Origin of the sequence: Actinoplanes sp. GCM10030250 (assembly GCF_042666575.1) — a bacterium.
In the GTDB taxonomy this organism is placed as follows: Bacteria; Actinomycetota; Actinomycetes; order Mycobacteriales; family Micromonosporaceae; genus Actinoplanes.
In genome coordinates this window covers 29558-48243 of the sequence record NZ_JBHTDO010000041.1, presented here as the reverse complement: position 1 = coordinate 48243, position 18686 = coordinate 29558, and the positions used below count along the sequence as shown (strand labels likewise).

The window sequence follows — 18686 nt, the reverse complement described above, 5'->3', positions numbered from 1 at the left end:
GGGCCCGATTCGACGATGTCCGGCAAGCTCAGGTAATGTTTTCCGTCGGCCTACCTATGGCTGAGAGTTCATGATGCCAAAGTCACCGCAGAGTCACCTGGATCCCAGGCAGCCGCTGGTCGTCGACACGACGAAACTCCCCCGGCAGCCTGGTGCGACGCGTGCCCTGAACAGGGTGGTGCCGGCACCCGCGGACCTCGGCCTGGAGCTGATCTCGGTCTCCGAGGGTTCCGACCTCGAGCTCGATCTGAGCCTGACGTCGGTCTCCGAGGGGGTGTATGTCAGTGGCACCGTGCGCGGCTCGCTCTCCGGCGAGTGCGGGCGTTGCCTCAACGAGATCAACACGTCGTTCCAGGTCTCCGTCGCGGAGCTGTTCGCCTACGAGGACAGCACCACCGAGGAGACCACCGACGAGGACGAGGTCGGCCGGATGCATGGCGACCTGTTCGACCTGGAGCCGGTGGTGCGGGACGCGGTGGTGCTCACACTGCCGACCAACCCGCTCTGCCGTCCGGACTGCCCTGGGCTGTGCCCCGACTGCGGGGTGCACTTCGACGACCTCCCGGCTGATCACAGCCACGAGGAAGTCGATTCCCGCTGGGCCGCTTTGCGCAACCTGTCGAACGCCGAGCTGCCTGACGCGGCTTCGCAGCAACACCCGCAGAAGATCACTGAGGAGTAGGAACCGTGGCCGTCCCCAAGCGCAAGATGTCGCGCAGCAACACCCGCTCGCGCCGGGCCAACTGGAAGGCGACTGCGGTGGTCACCGCCGCCTGCCCCCAGTGCAAGTCGCCGAAGCTGCCGCACGCGGCCTGTGGGGTCTGTGGCACCTACAACGGCCGTCAGGTCCTCGAGGTCTGACGCCACCACGTGACGCGCCCGATCATCGGGCGGGTCGCACCTGAGCTGTGGCGAACCACCGGTGCCGCGGCTCCCGGACAACGGATTGTCGGGGAGCCGGGCACCGTGCGGATCGCCGTCGACCTCCTCGGCGGGGACCAAGCTCCCGACGTCGTGGTTGACGGCGCTCTGCGTGCCTGCCAGGCGGACCCGTTCCTGCACCTGACCCTCGTCGGCCCGGCTGATGCCGCCGACGCGGTGATCTCTGCCCTGTCACCGGTGGACCGGCAGCGGATCACCACCGCTGTCACCTCCTCCGACACCGTCCGTGGAGCCGTCCGGGCGGTCGCCGAGGGTGCGGCCGACGCGCTCGTCTCGGCGGGGGACACCGCCGTGACGGTCCTCGCCGCGGCCCGGCAACTGGGCCGCTGGCCGGGCGTACGCCGCCCTCCGCTGGCCGCCGTCCTCCCCACGCTGACCGGCCGGCTGATCCTGCTGGACGTCGGCTCGACCGTGGACCCCGACGGCGAGACGCTCGCTGTGCACGCGCGCCTCGGTGCCGCGTACGCCTCCGTCGCCCACCACCTCACCGCGCCCCGAGTGGGCCTGCTCACCATCGGCACCGAGACCGGCAAGGGCGACCGCCTGCGCCGTGCCGTGCCCGCCCTGCTCACCGCCCGCCCACTGCCCGCCGGTGCCCGATACGCCGGCCTCGTGGAGGGCGGTGATGTCGTCTCCGGCACCGCCGCCGATGTTGTGGTCACCGACGGCTTCACCGGCAACGTACTGCTCAAGGGCCTGGAGACGGCGTACGCCCTCACCGGCCCACCCACCCCCGACACCGAACCGCCGCCCCGGGCCGCGCTGCTTCTCGGGGTCGGCGGCACCGTCGTGGTCTGCCACGGCGCGGCCACCGGACCCGATTTCGCCGCGGGCATCGGCTTCGCGGCCGACCTGCACCGCCGCGCCTCGGTCGCGGCCATCGCCGATCTGCTCAGGTACAGCGAGGTATCGCATGATTGACAAGCGTCGCCGCCCGTCCACCCTGCCGCTGGAGGAGGCGTTCGGCATCCCGTTCAAACCGGAGCTGCTCGAACGCGCCCTGACCCACCGGTCGTACGCCTACGAGAACGGCGGGCTGCCCACCAACGAGCGCCTGGAGTTCCTCGGCGACTCGGTGCTCGGGGTGGTGATCACGTCGGCGCTCTTCCACAACCACCCGGACCTGCCCGAGGGTCAGCTCGCGAAGCTCCGCGCCAGCGTGGTCAACATGCACGCGCTGGCCGAGGTGGCGCGTGGGCTGGGCCCGCTGGGTCTCGGCCCGCACCTGCTGCTCGGCAAGGGCGAGGAGACGACCGGCGGCCGGGACAAGGCGAGCATCCTGGCCGACACCCTCGAGGCCCTGCTCGGCGCGATCTACCTGGAGCACGGCCTGGAGACCGCCGGCGAGGTGATCCACCGGCTGTTCGACCCGCTGATGGCCGAGTCGGCCGGTCGCGGTGCGGCCCTGGACTGGAAGACCAGCCTCCAGGAGCTGACCGCGGCTCTCGGGCTGGGCGTGCCGGACTACGAGATCGAGGACTCCGGCCCGGACCACGCGAAGACGTTCACCGCCTGGGTGGTGGTGGCCGGTGAGCGTTACGGCGGGTCCGAGGGGCGCAGCAAGAAGCAGGCCGAGCAGCGGGCGGCCGCGGCGGCGTGGCGCACGCTGACCGAGCGTGCCGAAGCCGTCGAGACGGTCGAGGACGCCGGGACAGCCGCGACATCCGGGACAGCCGGGACATTCGAGACGGCCGGGACGGTCGAGACGGAAGAGCCCGACGTGTCATGATCCCGGCTGTGCAGGCGGAGACAGAGAAGAAGGCCGATCCGGTACGTCTGTGGGACGCCGCGGGCGGGGGACAGGGCATCCTGGTCGCGGTCGGCCTGCTCGGGCTGACCCGGGTCGGTCAGCTCGTCATGATCTGGTGGCTGGGCGGCGCGACAGCCGAGCCCCGCCCGGTCTGGGACCGCCTGCTCGTCTGGGACGCCGGCTGGTTCCTGCGGGTCGCGATGGACGGCTATCCGCACGGCTACACGTTCGACGACAACCAGGTCCTCCAGGGCAACGAGCTGGCCTTCTTCCCGGTCTACCCGATGCTGATCCGGGCCGGGGCGCTGCTCGGCCTCGAACCGGGCACCGCGGCCGTCGTCGTCGCCTGGCTGGCCTCGATCGGCGCCGCGATCGGCCTCCACCTGCTCGGCACCAGCCTGTACGGCAAACGGGCCGGCTGGGCCCTGGTGGCGATCTGCTGTTCCGCCCCGGCCTCCGTGGTGCTGTCGATGGCGTACTCGGAAAGCATCTACCTGGCCCTGGTGGCCGGGATGCTCGTCGCCGCCCACCGCAAGGTGTGGTGGGCCGCCGGGCTGCTCGGCCTGGCCACCGCGCTGTCCCGCCCGACCGGTGCGGCCGCCGCCCTCGCCCTCGCCGTGGCGGCGATCATGGCCATCCGCGAGGACCGGAAGCAGATCTGGCAACCGCTGACCGCGGCGGCCGTCGCGCTCGCCGGTGTGCCGCTCTACCTCGGCTGGGTCGCCCTGCGGGTCGGTGAGCCGAGCGCCTGGTTCAAGATTCAGACCGCGGGCTGGGGCACCTCGTTCGACTTCGGCGACAGCACCCTGCAGTTCCTGAACAGCACACTGCGCACCGGCGACGGCTGGATCCCGATGAGCGTCGCGCTGATCCTGCTCGCCGCCCTGGCCGCGGCGGGTGTGGCGCTGGCGCAGAAGCCGTGGCTGCCGCTCGCCGTCTACGGTGTCGTCGCCATGATCCTGGTGTACGGGCAGGCCGGCTTCTACCACTCCAAACCGCGGCTGCTGCTGCCCGTACTGTTGACGCTGCTGCCGGCCGTCGTGGCCGCCGCCCGCGCCCGCCCCCGGGTCGCGGTCCTGTCGATCGCCGCCTGGGCCATCTTCGGCCTCTGGTACGGCGCCTATTTGATCACCGTCTGGCCCTTCACCTTGTAGGAGCAGCCCCCGTGCCCGAACTCCCCGAGGTCGAGACCGTTCGCCAGGGCCTGGCCAAGTGGGTCACCGGCCGCACCATCGACACCGCCGAGGTGCTGCACCCGCGGGCGATCCGGCGCCACGTCCCCGGCGACTCCCACTTCGTGTCGGTGCTGGCCGGCCGCACCGTCCTCGACATCGCCCGGCGCGGCAAATACCTGTGGCTGCCCCTCGACTCCGGCGACGCGATCATCGGCCACCTCGGCATGAGCGGCCAGCTCCTGATGCAGCCGGCCGAGGTCCCCGACGAGAAACACCTGCGGATCCGCTTCACCTTCACCGACGGCGGCCCGCAGCTGCGCTTCGTCGACCAGCGCACCTTCGGCGGCCTCTCCGTCTCCGAGGGTGGCGCCGAACTACCCGGCGAGATCTCCCACATCGCCCGCGACCCGATGGACCCGCTCTTCGACGACGAGGCCTTCGTGGCCCGCCTCCGCGGCCGGCACACCGAGATCAAGCGCGCCATCCTCGACCAGACCCTGATCTCCGGCGTCGGCAACATCTACGCCGACGAGGCACTCTGGCGCGCGAGACTGCACGGAGCCCGCCCCACCGACCAGCTGACCCGTCCCGCCGTGAAGCGCCTGCTGGGCCACGTCCGCGACGTACTCGGCGAGGCCATCGTCGCCGGCGGCACCAGCTTCGACGAGCTCTACGTCAACGTGAACGGCGACAGCGGCTACTTCGACCGCTCCCTCAACGCCTACGGCCGCGAGGGCGAACCGTGCAGCCGCTGCGGCGCCCCCATCCGCCGCGAACATTTCATGAACCGCTCAAGCTTCAGCTGCCCCCGCTGCCAACCCCGCCCCCGCCACGCGTAACCCCGCGTCTTCCGTTTCCCCGGCCCGCTGGCGTCTTCCGCAGGCGTTTCCCCGGCCCGCTGCGTTTCTTCCGCAACGTTGGTGCTGAGGTCACTCTTCTTTTTTCGTACGCCGGACGTACAGCTCTCTTCTGTCCACGCGAGCGGCTGCAACTCCAGACCATGCCGCGCCAGCCGGGCGTGAGTGGTGGGTCACCCTCACCCCACCGCCCCCCGCCCCCCGCCAGCCGCCGCCTGCCGCCGCCTGCCGCCGGCCGCCGCCTGCCGCCGGCCGCCGCCTGCCGCCGGCCGCCGCCGGCCGCCGCCGGCCCGCGATCTTGTGGACTTCCCGTGCACCGTTGTGGACGAACTCCACAAGATCGGCATGGGGTAACTCCGCCAGCGCCCTCGGCCACCAGGAACTCCGCGATCTTGTGGACTTCGGGTGCACCATTGATGGGCAGGTCCACAAGATCGCGGGTGGCGGCGGGCGCCGACCGGCGGGAGAGGCGGCCACCGGGGAGGCGGTCACCCGTGCAGGCGGTCACCCGTGCAGGCGTCGCGAGGGGAGGGGATGTGGTGCGGGGGTGGGTGGGACTTTGCTTCGGGCGTACGGATGAATGAAAGGTCTTAATCGGCGCGATGTGCACCCACGGTGCTCAGGATGGGGCTGGCGTCGGTGGCCAGGCCGAAGCCCGCGCCGCGGCGTCCCATCAACCGGCGTGCGGCCGTGAGCAGCGAAGACGGCACCCCGTGCACGATGTGCCCGTCACCGGGCCGGCAGCCTTCGCCGTCCCAGCTCTGGTATGCCTCCCACGGCCCCTCGAATGTGCAAATGCGCACGCCCAGATCGCGATAGAGCGGATGCGTGGGTACCCCCGGGTTGAGCACCACCCGATGCAGACCCCGCCGCGCCGCCAGTCGCACGGTCAGCGCGACCGGCCCGACACCACCGGAACCAGCCGGAGCGCGATCGAGGAAGAGACCCTCCACGCCGTCCGCACGCCAGGCGTCCACATCGGCGAGTACGTCGGCGAGGGACCGGCTGCCCCAGTCCAGGTCGATGCGGCCCAGTGACTGGTGCAGGGTCCGGCGGTCACCCGGCTCCTCGCGGATGATCCAGGTGTCCGCGTCGAGCTCCAGCTCGGGGGCGGGGTGGGCGTACGGGGGGAACAGGGTTTTCACGGCGTCCTCCGGAGGTCGGCGGCGGTCAGGGCGACGATGAGCAGGCCGGCGATGTGCGTGGCCGCCAGTACGGCGACGGCGGCGGGCAGCGGTCCGGCGGCTGATGGGAAGAGGGCGAGTGCGGCCGCGGCGAACGGCGGGAGCGCGGCCAGGGCGGCGGCTGTTCCGGCGCGGAACCGGGCGGCGAGCAGGAAGGTGACGGCGAAGACCCCGCCGAGCAGTGTTCCGGCGGCGAGGGCGAGCACCACCTCGCGAGCATCGGGCATGGTGGACAGCCCGTACGGGAGCTGGTGTGCGGCCAGCGCGAGCCCACCACCGGCGGCCAGCGGCGGGAGCATCCCGGCCAGCGTGATCGCGGTGACGTTGCGGATGTGCCGGTCCAGTTCGGCGGGTGTCTCGGCGGAGTCGAGGCCGGCGTCGATGCGGTCGGTGTGCCAGCCGATCAGCGTCTCCAGCAGCGGGACGGCGACAAGCAGCGGCAGCACCGCGGGCAGCGGCGTGACATCCGGTGCGGTGCGCCAGAGCAGCACCACGCAGATCGCCTGGGACGCGCCGATCACCAGGTAGGCGGCGCCGCGGCGGCGTTCCACGGGAGTCAGCCGGGGTGTGCGGGTGGTGCGGCCGGCGACCACGGCGGGCCGGAAGGCGCGGACAGCGACCGCCACGATCGCGGCGGGCAGCAGCGTCTCGATCGGCAGCCCCAGCACGGTGCCGGCCGGTGCGGCGCCGGCGAGTAGCCAGCAGGGGACGTACCAGGCGGCGACGGACGCCTCCGAGCGGGTGACCAGGGCGGCGGTCACCGAACCGAAGGTGAGCAGCCCGCCGATGCCGATCGTCGCGGCGAGCGCGCGGTCCGGGCCGATCAGGGCGTCCGGTGCGATCCAGATCAGCGCGCACCAGAGTCCGGTCACTGCCGCGAATCCGGCGCCGACCAGGCGGGCCGCGGCGGCCTGGCCGCACCTGCGGGCAACCGTCACACCGACGCTGGTCAGACCCTGTGCGGCGGTCCAGCCGAGGAGCAGCATCACGGCGGGCACCGGCCAGGCGACCCGGCCGAGCGGCGGGGCGGCGGCGACCGCCACGCTGAGCGGTCCCAGATAGAAGACGCAGCGGGTCAGCGCGAGGCCGAGGCAGGCACGGCGGGCGGGCGCGCGCCGGCTGCCACGTTTTTTGGCGTACGGCTCCGCGCTCTCCTTATGCGGTTCAGCGCTTCCCGCCCGCTGCTGGTGCGGTTCAGCAACTCCCGGCGGGAGCGGCTCGGGGTGCACGTCCACCGGCTCGGAAGTGGCGGCCGCCGCGACCGGGGGCGGCCATTCCAGCTGAGGCGCGGGAAACGCCACGTCGGAGCCGAAGTCAGGGATCGGCTCAGCTTCGGGGAACTCCGCTTCGGGGAACTCAGCTTCGGGGAACTCGGCTTCGATGAACTCGGCGGAATGGCGGCCGGGCCGGGTGTTGGGGCGACGCGGCGGTGTGAGGTCCTCGCGTACCGGAGCCTGGTTGGGTGCGGCGTGCCGCGGCTGCTCGTTCGCGCCGGCGTTGCGGCGGCGGTTGCGGTTGCGGGCGGTCCGCGTGGGGGGAGTGATCGTCATGTGGTCTCCCGGATCAGCCAGCGCACGGTGGCCGGCATCAGGGTGCGGGGCGCCGGGACGGTGAGCGCCAGGGGGAAGGCCGGTGCCGGTGGCGGCGCGGCCAGGTCGGTGTAGAGGGCGCCGTAGACCCGGACCACCCGGTCGACGGTGAAGTGGTTGAGGGCCCGCTGCCGGGCCGCGTCTCCGAGCGTGCGGCGGCGGGCCGGCGTACGCAGCAGGTCGACGATGGCGATGGCGAGTTCCGACGGGTCGTTCGGCGGTACGAGGATCCCGGTGTCGCCGAGCGTCTCGCCCGCCGGGCCGACGTCCACGCCGACCACCGGGCGGCCCGACATCATCGCCTCGACCAGCCGGTACGGCGGGTCGGCCGGCCCCGGCACGTGCGCGACGACCTGGCCGACGGTGTAGCGGTCCCGCGGGTCGGCGGGCAGCGGGTGCAGGCGTACGGTCCGGCCGAGCCCGGTCCGCTCGATCTGCACGGCGCAGTGGTCCTCGTGTGCCGCGGTGACGCCGACCAGGTGCAGCACGGTGCCCGGCACCGCCGCCGCGACCTCGGTGAACGCCTCCAGCACCAGGCTGAGCCCGCTGTCCGGTCCACCGCTGCCGGCCCAGACGACGGCCGGGGCCGCGCTCAGCTCGACCGCACCCGGGTACTCCCTCGGGTCCACCCCGGCGGGCACCTGGACCAGCCGTGACGGGCGCGCACCGTGTTCCAGCGCCCACCCGTGGTGGTAGGTGCTCAGCGGTGCGATCAGTTCCGCCTCCGCGTAGCCCGTACGCGCCACCGAGCTCCGGAACCTCCTCAGCACCGTCCGGACGCTCGCCGACAGCCGGTCCTCGGCGGGCCGCTGCCGGGGCACCGCCGCGCGGGCCTCGGTGAGCAGCAGCGGCGTACCGGTACGCCAGCGCCCGGCCAGCGCGGCCAGCAGCGGTGTCGTACCGCCCACGCAGTGCACCAGCTCCACCTCGGGCAGCGGTACGGCCATCGCCCGCAGCGCGTGCCGCAGCAGGGTCGCCGCCGTACGCGCGTCCCGCACGCTCAGCTTGGGCAGCTCGGGCCGGCCGGAGCCGGTCCCGCTCTGCCGGTGCCGCCAGGCCTCCAGCAGCGCGTCGCCGAGCGGCAGCCCGGCCAGCGGGTCCGGTGAGCCGGCCAGCTCGGCGATCCCGCGCAGGCCGGTCGCGAAGTCACCGGTGACCGGCGCCTCGTCACCGAGCAGACCGCGGCAGAGCAGCGCGGCGGCCTCGGCGGCGCCGTCCGGGGTGCTGACCCGCCGCCGCTCACCACGAACCGGGTCTCGGCCGAGGGCGACAGCACGCGCCGAGCCGACGTTGAACGGGAGCGGGTACGCCGGCGCGGACGGCAATTCACGGTCCGTGACGGTCAGCAACTCGAAGCGGAAACGGCGCAGACCCTCGACCAGGGTCCGGCACCACCCTCCGAGCGCGTCCCGCCGGTACGGGTACCCGCCGCCGGTCAACAGGCAGATGCGCTCACGCGACGGGGTCGGATTCACGGTGGAGGCAACGACACAACCCGCCGAAGTTACCGGAGCATGTCGGCTAGGCGACACAATTCCGTCCCTTTTACACCTATTTGTCGTCCATGTTTGCCCGTTTTTGTCCGAAAGGGTGTTAGCTGCGGGGCCTGCCGCATCGACGACCGTCCCGCGACACCCCGCACGGGCCGCCGCATGATAGATCGACAAACCGCGCGAAGCCGGATAAGAGCAGATGAACAACGCTGGTGGCGTGATTCACTGGTTCCGAGCGGGCAACTGAGCCTCCCTCGGCTTGACGGAGGGTGGGTATCGGCGGACTATGGAGGTGTCGCCAGTCGCGCCCACTCATGCCCCGGTCCACTCAGGGTTTGAGATCTCGCACCCAAAGAACCTCGCTTGTTACCCGGGCGGGTTTCTGTGCTCACGCGTGCCCGTGAGTGCTGGGTGTGCACCGCGCACTGGGCGCACCAGGCCGGCAATCCCGGCCATCAGAAGGCAGCGCATCTTCATAGGCAACGCATCTCCAAAGGCACAACGCATCCAAAACGAGACGCAGCGCGTCACAAGGAGTCACGATGGCGAAGGCCCTCTACGGCCACGTAGGTGCGGCGCCCGACCGGCGCCTCCTCGACGAGGTCACCCGACTGCGTTCCAGGGTGCAGGCCCTGGAGTTCGAGGTCACCCGCTTGCGGGCGGAAAATGATCGTCTCGCCGCGGCAGCGGCGGAGGCAGACGATTTCGCGCGGCTGACCGAGCCCGCACTGACCTGAGCTCCGGCGAACGCCGGCGGGTACCGCGGGGTGGACCACCCGGCGTTCACATTCCCCTCGCACACCGGAACGTAACCGAAGCACCACCGGCACCAAAGAAAGAGCGCGCCTCCACACCCGTGGTGGCGCGCAGTTTTTTGCCCGTTTTCTCGGCCGTGACGGCGCTGCGGGCGCGGCGTGTCCCTGCTCCGCCGAGCACCTGCGGGTAGCCTGCCACCAGCAGACCACCGCCGACCCTCGGAGATCCGTGCACCTCAAGAGCCTGACGGTGAAGGGCTTCAAGTCCTTCGCCTCCGCTACCACGTTGCGGCTGGAACCGGGCATCACCTGTGTCGTGGGCCCGAACGGATCCGGCAAGTCCAACGTCGTCGACGCCATCGCCTGGGTTCTCGGCGAGCAGGGCGCCAAGGCGCTCCGCGGCGGCAAGATGGAGGACGTCATCTTCGCCGGTACCGCCGGCCGGGCACCGCTGGGCCGCGCCGAGGTGACGCTCACCATCGACAACAACGACGGCGCCCTGCCGATCGACTACACCGAGGTGTCGATCACCCGCCGGATGTTCCGGGACGGCGCCAGCGAGTACGAGATCAACGGCAACGCCTGCCGCCTGCTCGACATCCAGGAGCTGCTCAGCGACTCCGGCATCGGCCGTGAGATGCACATCATCGTCGGGCAGGGCCGGCTCGACGCGATGCTGCACGCCAAGCCCGAGGACCGCCGCTCGTTCATCGAGGAGGCCGCCGGCGTCCTCAAGCACCGCAAGCGCAAAGAGAAGGCGATCCGCAAGCTCGACGCGATGCAGGTGAACCTGAACCGCCTCGGCGACCTCACCGCGGAACTGCGCCGCCAGCTCAAGCCGCTCGGCAGGCAGGCCGAGGTGGCCCGGCGCGCCGCCGGCATCCAGGCCGACCTGCGTGACGCCCGGCTCCGGCTGCTCGCCGACGACCTGCACACCCTGCGGACGACCCTGGACAAGGAGATCGCCGACGAATCGGCGATGCGTGAGCGCCGCCAGCAGGTCGAGGAGGAGAACCGCGAGGTCAGCCGCTGGCTCGCCGAGCTGGAGGCGGCGCACGCCGAGGACGCCCCGCTGCTCCAGGCGGCTCAGGACACCTGGTACCGGATGTCCACCCTCCAGGAGCGGTTCCGCTCCACCGAGCAGCTCGCCACGGAACGGCTGCGCCACCTCGCGGCCACTCCCGACGAGGAACGGCCCGGCCGCGACCCGGAGATGCTCGAGGCCGAGGCCGAGCGGGTCCGCGAGCAGGAGGAGGAGCTGCGCGAGGCGCTCACCGAGGACCAGATGCGCCTGGCGGAGGCGGTCGAGTACCGGCAGGACCTCGAACGGCAGCTGGCCGCGGCGGAGGGTGAACTGCGTACGGCGGCGAAGGCGATCGCCGACCGCCGGGAGGGGCTGGCCAAGCTCGCCGGCAACGTCAACGCGGCGCGGGCGCGTACCAGCAGTGCGGACGAGGAGATCGAACGGCTCGCGGCGGCGCACACCGACGCGCTGATGCGGGCCGAGGCGGCGCAGGCCGAGGTGGATCTGGTAGCCGCGGAGTCGTCCGAGGCCGACCGGGACAACGCGGACCTCGACGCCCGGCACGACGAGGCGGTCGCGGCGCACGACCGGGCCGCCGCCGTGGTGCGTGAGCTCTCGGACGCCGAGCGGTCCGCCGAGAAGGACGCGGCGAGCTGGAAGGCCCGCGAGGAGGCGCTCGCCCTCGGCCTCAAGCGCAAGGACGGCGCCGGGGCGCTGCTCGCCAGGGCCGGGCAGGTGCCGGGGCTGCTGGGGAGCCTGGCCTCGCTGCTGACCGTCCGGCCGGGGCACGAGGTGGCGCTGGCGGCGGCGCTCGGCGGGCTCGCGGACTCGGTGGCGCTCTCGGGCGTCGACGAGGCGATCGAGGCCATGCGTACGCTCAAGATCGCCGACGCGGGCCGCGCCGACCTCGTGGTCGCCGGAACCGCCGGGCCCGGCATGCGCGGCTCACTGGAAAGCCTGCGCCCGGCCCTGCCCGAGGGTGCCGTCTGGGCGCCCGAGGTGGTCGACTGCCCGGAGCAGATCCGCCCGGCGCTCAACCGCGCCCTGCGCGATGTGGTGCTCGTCCCCGATCTCGCCGCCGCCGCCCGCCTGGTCGCCGACAACGGTGAGCTGCGCGCGGTGACGCCGGAGGGCGACGTGCTCGGCGCCTACGCGGCGGCCGGCGGTTCGTCGAAGGCCACCAGCTACATCGAGGTGCAGGCCGCGGTCGACGAGGCCAAGGCGCAGCGGGCCACGGCCGAGCAGACCATCGCCGAGGTCAAGGACCAGCTCGGTGCGGCCCGGGCCGAGGTCGCCGAGCTCAAGCAGGCGGTGAACCTGGCCGCCCAGGCCAAGCGGGCCGCCGAGGGTGAGCGCAACGCGGCCGCCCGCCGGCTGGCCGAGTTGGGTGCCGCGGCCCGCTCCGCGAAGGCGGAGAGCGAGCGCCTCGGCGCCTCCCGGATGAAGGCCGAGGGAGCCCGCGAGACCGACCTGCTCCGCCTCGGTGAGCTGGAGGAGCGGCTGCGGCTGGCCGAGGCCACGCCGCTCGACGAGGAGCCGTCCACCGACGAACGGGACCGGCTGGCCGCCCTGGTGCCGCAGTCGCGGCAGAACGAGATGGAGGTACGCCTCGCGGTGCGTACCGCCGAGGAGCGGGTCTCCTCCATCGCCGGCCGCGCCGACTCCCTGCTGCGCCAGGCCAACGCGGAGCGGCAGGCCCGGGAGCGGGCCGCGGCCCGGCGTGCCGCACGCGCCCGGGGTGCCGAGATCGCCCGTGCGGTCGCCCTCGGTGCGGCGGCGGCCCTCCAGCGGGTGGCCGTCTCGCTCGCCGGTGCGGCCGAGGCCCGGGATCAGCTCGCGCACGCGCGCACCAGCCGCGAGGCGGAGCTGCAGGAGGTACGGGCCAGTGCGAAACGCCTCGGCACCGAGCTGGAGCGGCTCACCAGCGAGGTGCACCGCGACGAGATGGCCCGCGCCGAACAGCGGATGCGCATCGAGCAGCTGGAGGCGAAGGCGGCCGAGGACTTCTCCCTCGACGTCGAGACGCTGATCACCGAGTACGGTCCGGACCAGCTCGTACCCCCGACACAGGCCGAGGTGGCGCTGGCCGAGAAGGACGGCAAGCCGGAGCCGCAGCCGGTGCCGTTCCACCGCCAGACCCAGGAGAAGCGGGCCAACAAGGCCGAGCGTGACCTGACCCTGCTCGGCAAGGTCAACCCGCTCGCGCTGGAGGAGTTCGCCGCTCTGGAGGAGCGCTTCAAGTTCCTCTCCGACCAGCTCGAGGACCTGAAGGCGACCCGCAAGGACCTGCTCACCGTGGTCAAGGACGTCGACGAGCGGATCCTCGAGGTCTTCACCTCGGCGTTCGAGGACACCGCGCGCGAGTTCCAGGCCGTGTTCCAGGTGCTCTTCCCCGGCGGTGAGGGCCGGCTCGTGCTCACCGACCCGGAGGACATGCTCACCACCGGCGTCGAGGTCGAGGCCCGCCCGCCGGGCAAGAAGATCAAGCGCCTGTCGCTGCTCTCCGGCGGTGAGCGCTCGCTGACCGCCGTCGCGATGCTCTGCGCCATCTTCCGGGCCCGTCCCTCGCCCTTCTACATCATGGACGAGGTGGAGGCGGCCCTCGACGACGTCAACCTGGGCCGGTTGATTACCCTCTTCCAGCAGTTGCGGGAGAAGAGCCAGCTGCTCATCATCACGCACCAGAAGCGCACCATGGAGGTCGCTGACGCCCTGTACGGCGTCACGATGCGCGCCGGCGTCACCCAGGTGATCAGCCAGCGGCTCAACCGCGAACCGGAGGACTAGGAAAGACATGCGCGACCGTGCCCAGGCCCTGCTGATCGACCTGGACGGCGTGCTGCGCCGCTGGGACCCGGCTCCGATGATCGCCGCCGAGCTGAAGTACGGCTTGAAGCCCGCCTCGTTCCTGGAGACCGCGATGTCCTGGGACATCTACCGTCCCGCGATGGCCGGCGAGATCACCGACGCCGAGTGGATGAGGCTGGTGGCCGACCGGCTGCCACTCTCCGATGAGGAGTCGGCCGCGGCGGTCGCCGAGTGGCAGGCCTACCGCGGCGAGGTGGATCAGGACGTGCTGGCGTTCGTCCGCGAGGTGCGCGCCGCGGGCCGCCCGGTCGGTATCGCCACCAACGCCACCGACCGGCTCCGCGGCGACCTGGACGCGCTCGGTCTCACCGGCGAGGTCGACGTGATCGTCAACTCGTCGGAGCTCAAGGTGCACAAGCCCGCACCCGAGTTCTTCCAGCAGGCCTGCCTGGCCATCGGCCGCCTGCCGAAACACGTGCTCATCATCGACGACGACGACCGTGTGGTCCGCGGCGCGCGGGTGGCGAACCTGTCCGCCTACCGCTGGGCGGGCACCGAGCACCTGCCGTACCTCCGGAAGGTGCTCGACCTGCCGCAGTGATCGGCGGTCAGTCGCCGGTGGTGCCGTCGAGGCGTTCCCGGAGGAGGTCGGCGTGGCCGTTGTGGCGGGCGTACTCCTCGATCATGTGGTGGTAGACCCAGCGGAGGCTGTTCGGGCCGTCGCGGCCCTCGTGCTCGCTCTCCAGGGGGAGGTGGGCGACCGCGGCGTCGGCCAGTTTCAGCTCCTCGTTGAAGGTGACGAGGTTGGCCTCGGCGTCCGCGGTGGCGACGTCGTCGAAGTCGCCGTCCAGGTTGTCCGGGGTGCAGTAGACGTCCCGCAGCTCGGACTGGCCGCCGGCGCGCCGGCGGAACCAGCCGCGCTCGACCTCGGTCATGTGCCGGACCAGGCCGAGCAGGGTGAGGTTGGACGGCTCGACGCTGGCCGTCCTCAGCTGCTCGGCGGTCAGGCCCGCGCACTTGCGCAGCAGGGTCTGGCGGTGCCAGTCGAGCCAGCCCTGCAGCATGGCGCGCTCGTCGCCGGTTCGGGGTTCGGAGGTGCGGTGCGCCTCGGGCGCGGTCCAGGTAGTCATTGAGCGACATCCTTCGCGAACGCCGACCCGTCCGCCACCTGATTACCCGGGTGGTACTCGACGGCGGCGACGTCGTACAGATTGCCGTCCTTGGTGGTGCCCTCGATCCGGGCGGTCGCGGTGGAGCCGTCCAGGCGCAGGGTGGCCACCGCGTTGCCGAAATACGGCCCGGCGAGCCGTTTCCAGCGCAGCGTCGGCTTGCGGACGCCGGCCGCCTTGGAGAGGCCGCGGGCCACCCGGGCCACCGTGCGGGACCAGCTGATGCGCATCAGCGGGCGCATCGGCGCGGGCACCTGGTTGTGGATCGGCGAGCAGGTGAGCTGCATCACCGGGGTGGCCATGGTGTGACCGAAGTCGGCGCGGGCGACATAGGAGTGGTGCACGTCACCGGAGAGGACGCTGATCGAGGACGGTGCCGCGTACGCCCCGCCGGCACCGACCCGGTGGCCCGGTGAGCCCGGCCCGCCCTCGCCGAGCCGCCGGAACAGCTCACCGAGCGCCTCGAACGACTTGCCGAACGCGGCCCAGTGCTCCAGGTCGACGGCGCGCCGCACCTTCTCACCGAACGACGCCGTCAGCGGGTGCCGGGACTCGGCGGCCCGCTCGTTCCACGCCTCCAGGTGGTGGATGGCGGGCGGCATCAGCCAGGGCAGCGAGGAGCCGATCACCAGGTGGTCGTAGTCGCCGTGAGCCCGGTCGAGGAACCAGTCCCACTCGGCGGCGGGCAGCATGGCCCGCGCACCGGGCGTCAGCACCCGGTTGCAGCGGTTGTCGAGCACGACCAGGCGGGTCCGGCCCAGATCGAGGGCGAAGCTCCACTGGTACGGCTGGTCGGTGTTCTCCGCCGAGCCGGGCTCGTCGACCTGCCGCCCGAACTCGCGCAGCAACTCGGTGGCGTCGTCGGCGGCGATCACCTTCTGGAACAGCGGGTCGGCGGCCAGCTCGTCCGGACTGAGGTTGCCGAGGTGCTGATAGATCCAGTAGGACGCCAGCCCGCCGGCGATCCGCTCCCGCCACCAGGCCTGCTCTGCCATGTCGGAGCGCCAGGAGGCCGAGGTGTTCCAGTCGTCGATCAGCTCGTGATCGTCGAAGATCATCACGCTCGGCACGGTGGAGAAGAGCCAGCGCACCTCCGGGTCACGCCACGACTCCAGATAAAGCTTCGTGTACTCCTCGAAGCCGACGACCTGGTTGTCCGGGCCGTCGTGGCCGTTCTGCCGGCGGTGGCGCAGGAAGCGGCGGACCTTGCGCGAGGTCTTGTCGGCGTAGACCTGGTCGCCGAGCAGCACGAGCAGGTCGGAGCGGGCCTCCGGGTCGGCCATCAGGCGCCGCGCGTAGGCGTCCAGGGCGTCCGGCGGCAGGCGCCGTCCGGTCGCCTCCGGCGTCGCCTCCCGGCAGGAGCCGAAGGTCAGGCTCACCGGCTGGGCGCTGTCGTCACTGGCTCGGGTACGGATGACGGGCGCCGGGTAAGCGGAGTCGGCCGCCGGCCACACCTGGTGCTCGTCGAGCGTCACCCGGTATCCCTGGGCGGTGTCCGGCAGGAGACCGGAGACGACCACGACCGCGTAGTGATGACCGTACGCCGAAAAGGTTTTCGCCGTGCCGGCGCCACCGCCGTCGACCTCGACCCGCACCTGGGCGGGTTCGCTGGTCTCCAGCCACAGGGTCGCGCGGTCGCCGACGACGCGGCGCAGCACCGGTCCGATGAGCAGTTGAGCCGTCACCGGACGGCGCCGGGGTGTTGACGCATGGGAGAGCCTCCACGGCGTTGTCAGGGTGTCCCATCCTGCGTTACCCAGGGGCGGAACCGCCAGTGCGTGGCCCTCGCCACGGCCCGCCGGCGCATCTGTCAGGATTCGGGCATGGAATACGTGGTCGCCGCAGTGATCCTGCTTGTCGTGCTGGTGGTGGGCGCGGTCGGGCTGGTGGTGCCGAAGATGCGCCGCCGGGAGATCCCGCCGCCGCCCGCACCGGGCTCGACCACCACCCTGGAGCGGCCGCCGGTCAAGGTGCCCCCGGCCGATGAGCAGCTTCCGCCGCTCATCGAGAGGCCCGCCGGCGAACCGGTTGTCGTCGATGAGCCGTTCGTCGAGGAGCCGGTGGTCGAGGAACCGGTGCTGGACCGTCCGGCGCCGACCGCCGGCCGGCTCGTCCGGCTGCGTGCCCGGCTGGCCCGCTCGCAGACCGCACTCGGCCGGGGCCTGCTCACCGTCCTCTCCCGGGACCACCTGGAGGAGGACGACTGGGAGGAGATCGAGGACAGCCTGATCACCGCGGACGTCGGTGTCGAGGCCACCCAGGTGATCGTCGAGCGGCTGCGGGAGCGGGTGCGGGTGCTCGGCAGCCGGACCGTCGCCGAGGTTCGCGAGCAGCTCACCGACGAACTCGTGGCGGCCCTCGAGCCGGACATGGACCGCAGCCTGAAGACCACACCGCACGACGGCCGGCCCGCGGTGATGATGGTCGTCGGCGTCAACGGGGCGGGTAAGACCACCACCTGCGGAAAGATCGGGCGGGTGCTGATCGCCGACGGGCGCACCGTGCTCTTCGGCGCCGCTGACACCTTCCGCGCGGCCGCCGCCGAGCAGCTGGCCACGTGGGGCGAGCGGGTCGGCGCCGAGACGGTCCGCGGCCCGGAGGGCGGTGACCCGGCCAGTGTGGCGTTCGACGCGGTGAAGCGCGGTATCGAGATCGGCGTGGACACCGTGCTCGTCGACACCGCCGGGCGCCTGCAGAACAAGGTCGGCCTGATGGACGAGCTGGGCAAGGTCAAGCGGGTGGTGGAGAAGCACGGCCCGGTCGACGAGACGCTCCTCGTGCTCGACGCCACGACCGGACAGAACGGACTCGAACAGGCCCGGGTGTTCACTGAGGTGGTGGATGTCACGGGTGTGGTCCTCACCAAGCTCGACGGCACCGCGAAGGGCGGCATCGTCATCGCGGTGCAGCGCAAGCTGGGTATTCCGGTCAAACTCGTGGGTCTCGGCGAGGGTCCGGACGACCTCGCGCCGTTCGAGCCGGCGGCCTTCGTCGAGGCCCTGCTTGGCGGGGACGCGTAGGCTCGGGTCGCAGGCTCAGCCTCAGTCCTCCTCAGGGCGGGGGCGGGCGGTTGGACAGGATCGTGGGAGGCCGTGAGTGACGCAGGAGCCGGTGCGCGAGATTCCGCTGCACGGTGGCAACGTCAGCACGGTCTCCAGGATCGGTGACACCGTCCGGCGCAACGCGGGCCCGTGGACGCCCGCGGTGCACGCCCTGCTCAACCATCTGGAGCGGGTCGGCTTCACCGGGTCACCGCACGCGCTCGGCATGGACGAGAAGAACCGTGAGGTCCTCTCCTACCTGGACGGCGAGTGCGGCGAGTATCCGCTGGCACCGCACTGGGTGACCGAGGAGGCGCTGGTCACCGTCGCCACGATGCTGCGGATGTTCCACGACGCGCAGTATGGCTTCGTTCCTCCGCCCGGCTCGGTCTGGCGCTCGTTCGGGCCGCCACCGCCGGACACCGAGGTGATCTGCCACCACGACGCCGCCCCGCACAACGTGGTCTGGCGGCCGGACGGGACCCTGGCCCTCATCGATTTCGATCTGGCGTCGCCCGGCTCACGTCTCTACGACGTGGCGTATGCGGCGTGGACCTGGGTGCCGCTCTTCAGCGACCGGGACTCCTACACGCTGGGGTGGAAGCGGCCCAACCGGCCGCGGCGGCTGCGCCTGTTCGCCGACGCGTACGGATTGATCCCGCGGGACCGGCACCGGCTCGTGCGGACCATAAGGAAACGGATCGTGGACCATGTCGAGGGCATCCGCCGGATGGCCGCGGCCGGCGACCCGGCGTTCGTCCGGATCGTGCACAAGGGCCACCTGCGCCGCCCGATGCGTGACCTGCGGCTGCTCGACTACGAGCGCCACACCCTGGAGTACGCGCTGCGCTGACGCCGCCCGCGTCTGTGAGTTTTTCTTCACACGTCGGAAACACGCC

The 18686-nt window shown here is 71.9% G+C and carries 16 protein-coding genes; 11 read left to right on the top strand and 5 right to left on the bottom strand.

Annotation, left to right across the window (positions count from 1 at the left end):
- Positions 1-73: 73 nt before the first annotated feature.
- Genes ACFQV6_RS36890 through mutM form a run of 6 tightly spaced genes read left to right on the top strand, consistent with a single transcriptional unit; the run spans position 74 to position 4706 of the window.
- Positions 74-682: a YceD family protein gene (locus ACFQV6_RS36890; protein ID WP_378032331.1), complete on the top strand. Its 609-nt coding sequence runs from the start codon at positions 74-76 to the stop codon at positions 680-682.
- 5 nt (positions 683-687) lie between these two features.
- Positions 688-861 carry a 50S ribosomal protein L32 gene (gene rpmF / locus ACFQV6_RS36885; protein ID WP_378032330.1) on the top strand — a complete coding sequence of 58 codons (174 nt, stop codon included), beginning with the start codon at positions 688-690 and terminating at the stop codon, positions 859-861.
- A 45-nt stretch (positions 862-906) separates the two neighbouring features.
- Complete coding sequence (locus tag ACFQV6_RS36880) at positions 907-1863, top strand: phosphate acyltransferase PlsX (RefSeq protein WP_378032376.1); 957 nt, start codon at positions 907-909, stop codon at positions 1861-1863.
- Positions 1856-2671, top strand: a complete 816-nt coding sequence (rnc, locus tag ACFQV6_RS36875; protein ID WP_378032329.1) for a ribonuclease III — start codon at positions 1856-1858, stop codon at positions 2669-2671. The genes ACFQV6_RS36880 and rnc overlap by 8 nt, the downstream gene beginning before the upstream one ends.
- A gap of 8 nt (positions 2672-2679) precedes the next feature.
- Entirely contained in the window at positions 2680-3846 is a 1167-nt protein-coding gene (locus tag ACFQV6_RS36870; protein WP_378032328.1) for a mannosyltransferase family protein, read from the top strand.
- 11 nt (positions 3847-3857) lie between these two features.
- Positions 3858-4706 carry a bifunctional DNA-formamidopyrimidine glycosylase/DNA-(apurinic or apyrimidinic site) lyase gene (gene mutM, locus ACFQV6_RS36865; protein WP_378032327.1) on the top strand — a complete coding sequence of 283 codons (849 nt, stop codon included), beginning with the start codon at positions 3858-3860 and terminating at the stop codon, positions 4704-4706.
- A gap of 608 nt (positions 4707-5314) precedes the next feature.
- Here mutM and ACFQV6_RS36860 read toward each other — a convergent pair.
- The 3 genes from ACFQV6_RS36860 to ACFQV6_RS36850 are packed head-to-tail and all read right to left on the bottom strand — an operon-like array spanning position 5315 to position 8972.
- Positions 5315-5869, bottom strand: a complete 555-nt coding sequence (locus ACFQV6_RS36860; protein ID WP_378032326.1) for a spherulation-specific family 4 protein — start codon at positions 5867-5869, stop codon at positions 5315-5317.
- A complete protein-coding gene (locus ACFQV6_RS36855) occupies positions 5866-7458 on the bottom strand; it encodes a hypothetical protein (RefSeq protein ID WP_378032325.1) in 1593 nt (530 codons plus the stop codon). Before ACFQV6_RS36855 ends, ACFQV6_RS36860 begins: the two co-directional genes overlap by 4 nt.
- Positions 7455-8972 (bottom strand): DUF3492 domain-containing protein, encoded by a 1518-nt coding sequence (locus ACFQV6_RS36850; protein WP_378032324.1) that lies wholly within the window; start codon positions 8970-8972, stop codon positions 7455-7457. The genes ACFQV6_RS36855 and ACFQV6_RS36850 overlap by 4 nt, the downstream gene beginning before the upstream one ends.
- A gap of 560 nt (positions 8973-9532) precedes the next feature.
- On the opposite strand from ACFQV6_RS36850, the gene ACFQV6_RS36845 reads away from it, so the two are divergent.
- From ACFQV6_RS36845 to ACFQV6_RS36835, 3 genes are all read left to right on the top strand, one after another.
- Complete coding sequence (locus ACFQV6_RS36845; protein WP_196413816.1) at positions 9533-9727, top strand: hypothetical protein; 195 nt, start codon at positions 9533-9535, stop codon at positions 9725-9727.
- 247 nt (positions 9728-9974) lie between these two features.
- A complete protein-coding gene (gene smc, locus ACFQV6_RS36840; protein ID WP_378032323.1) occupies positions 9975-13556 on the top strand; it encodes a chromosome segregation protein SMC in 3582 nt (1193 codons plus the stop codon).
- A 7-nt stretch (positions 13557-13563) separates the two neighbouring features.
- Positions 13564-14178, top strand: coding sequence for an HAD family hydrolase (locus ACFQV6_RS36835; protein WP_378032322.1), 615 nt, complete (start codon positions 13564-13566; stop codon positions 14176-14178).
- Between the two features lie 7 nt (positions 14179-14185).
- Here ACFQV6_RS36835 and ACFQV6_RS36830 read toward each other — a convergent pair whose 3' ends face one another.
- Positions 14186-14707, bottom strand: a complete 522-nt coding sequence (locus tag ACFQV6_RS36830) for a DinB family protein (protein ID WP_378032321.1) — start codon at positions 14705-14707, stop codon at positions 14186-14188.
- A complete protein-coding gene (locus ACFQV6_RS36825; RefSeq protein ID WP_378032320.1) occupies positions 14704-16431 on the bottom strand; it encodes an alkaline phosphatase D family protein in 1728 nt (575 codons plus the stop codon). The genes ACFQV6_RS36830 and ACFQV6_RS36825 overlap by 4 nt, the downstream gene beginning before the upstream one ends.
- 138 nt (positions 16432-16569) lie before the next feature.
- On the opposite strand from ACFQV6_RS36825, the gene ftsY reads away from it, so the two are divergent.
- Complete coding sequence (ftsY, locus tag ACFQV6_RS36820) at positions 16570-17766, top strand: signal recognition particle-docking protein FtsY (RefSeq protein WP_378032319.1); 1197 nt, start codon at positions 16570-16572, stop codon at positions 17764-17766.
- A gap of 76 nt (positions 17767-17842) precedes the next feature.
- Positions 17843-18640 (top strand): aminoglycoside phosphotransferase family protein, encoded by a 798-nt coding sequence (locus tag ACFQV6_RS36815; protein WP_378032318.1) that lies wholly within the window; start codon positions 17843-17845, stop codon positions 18638-18640.
- Positions 18641-18686 lie beyond the last annotated feature (46 nt).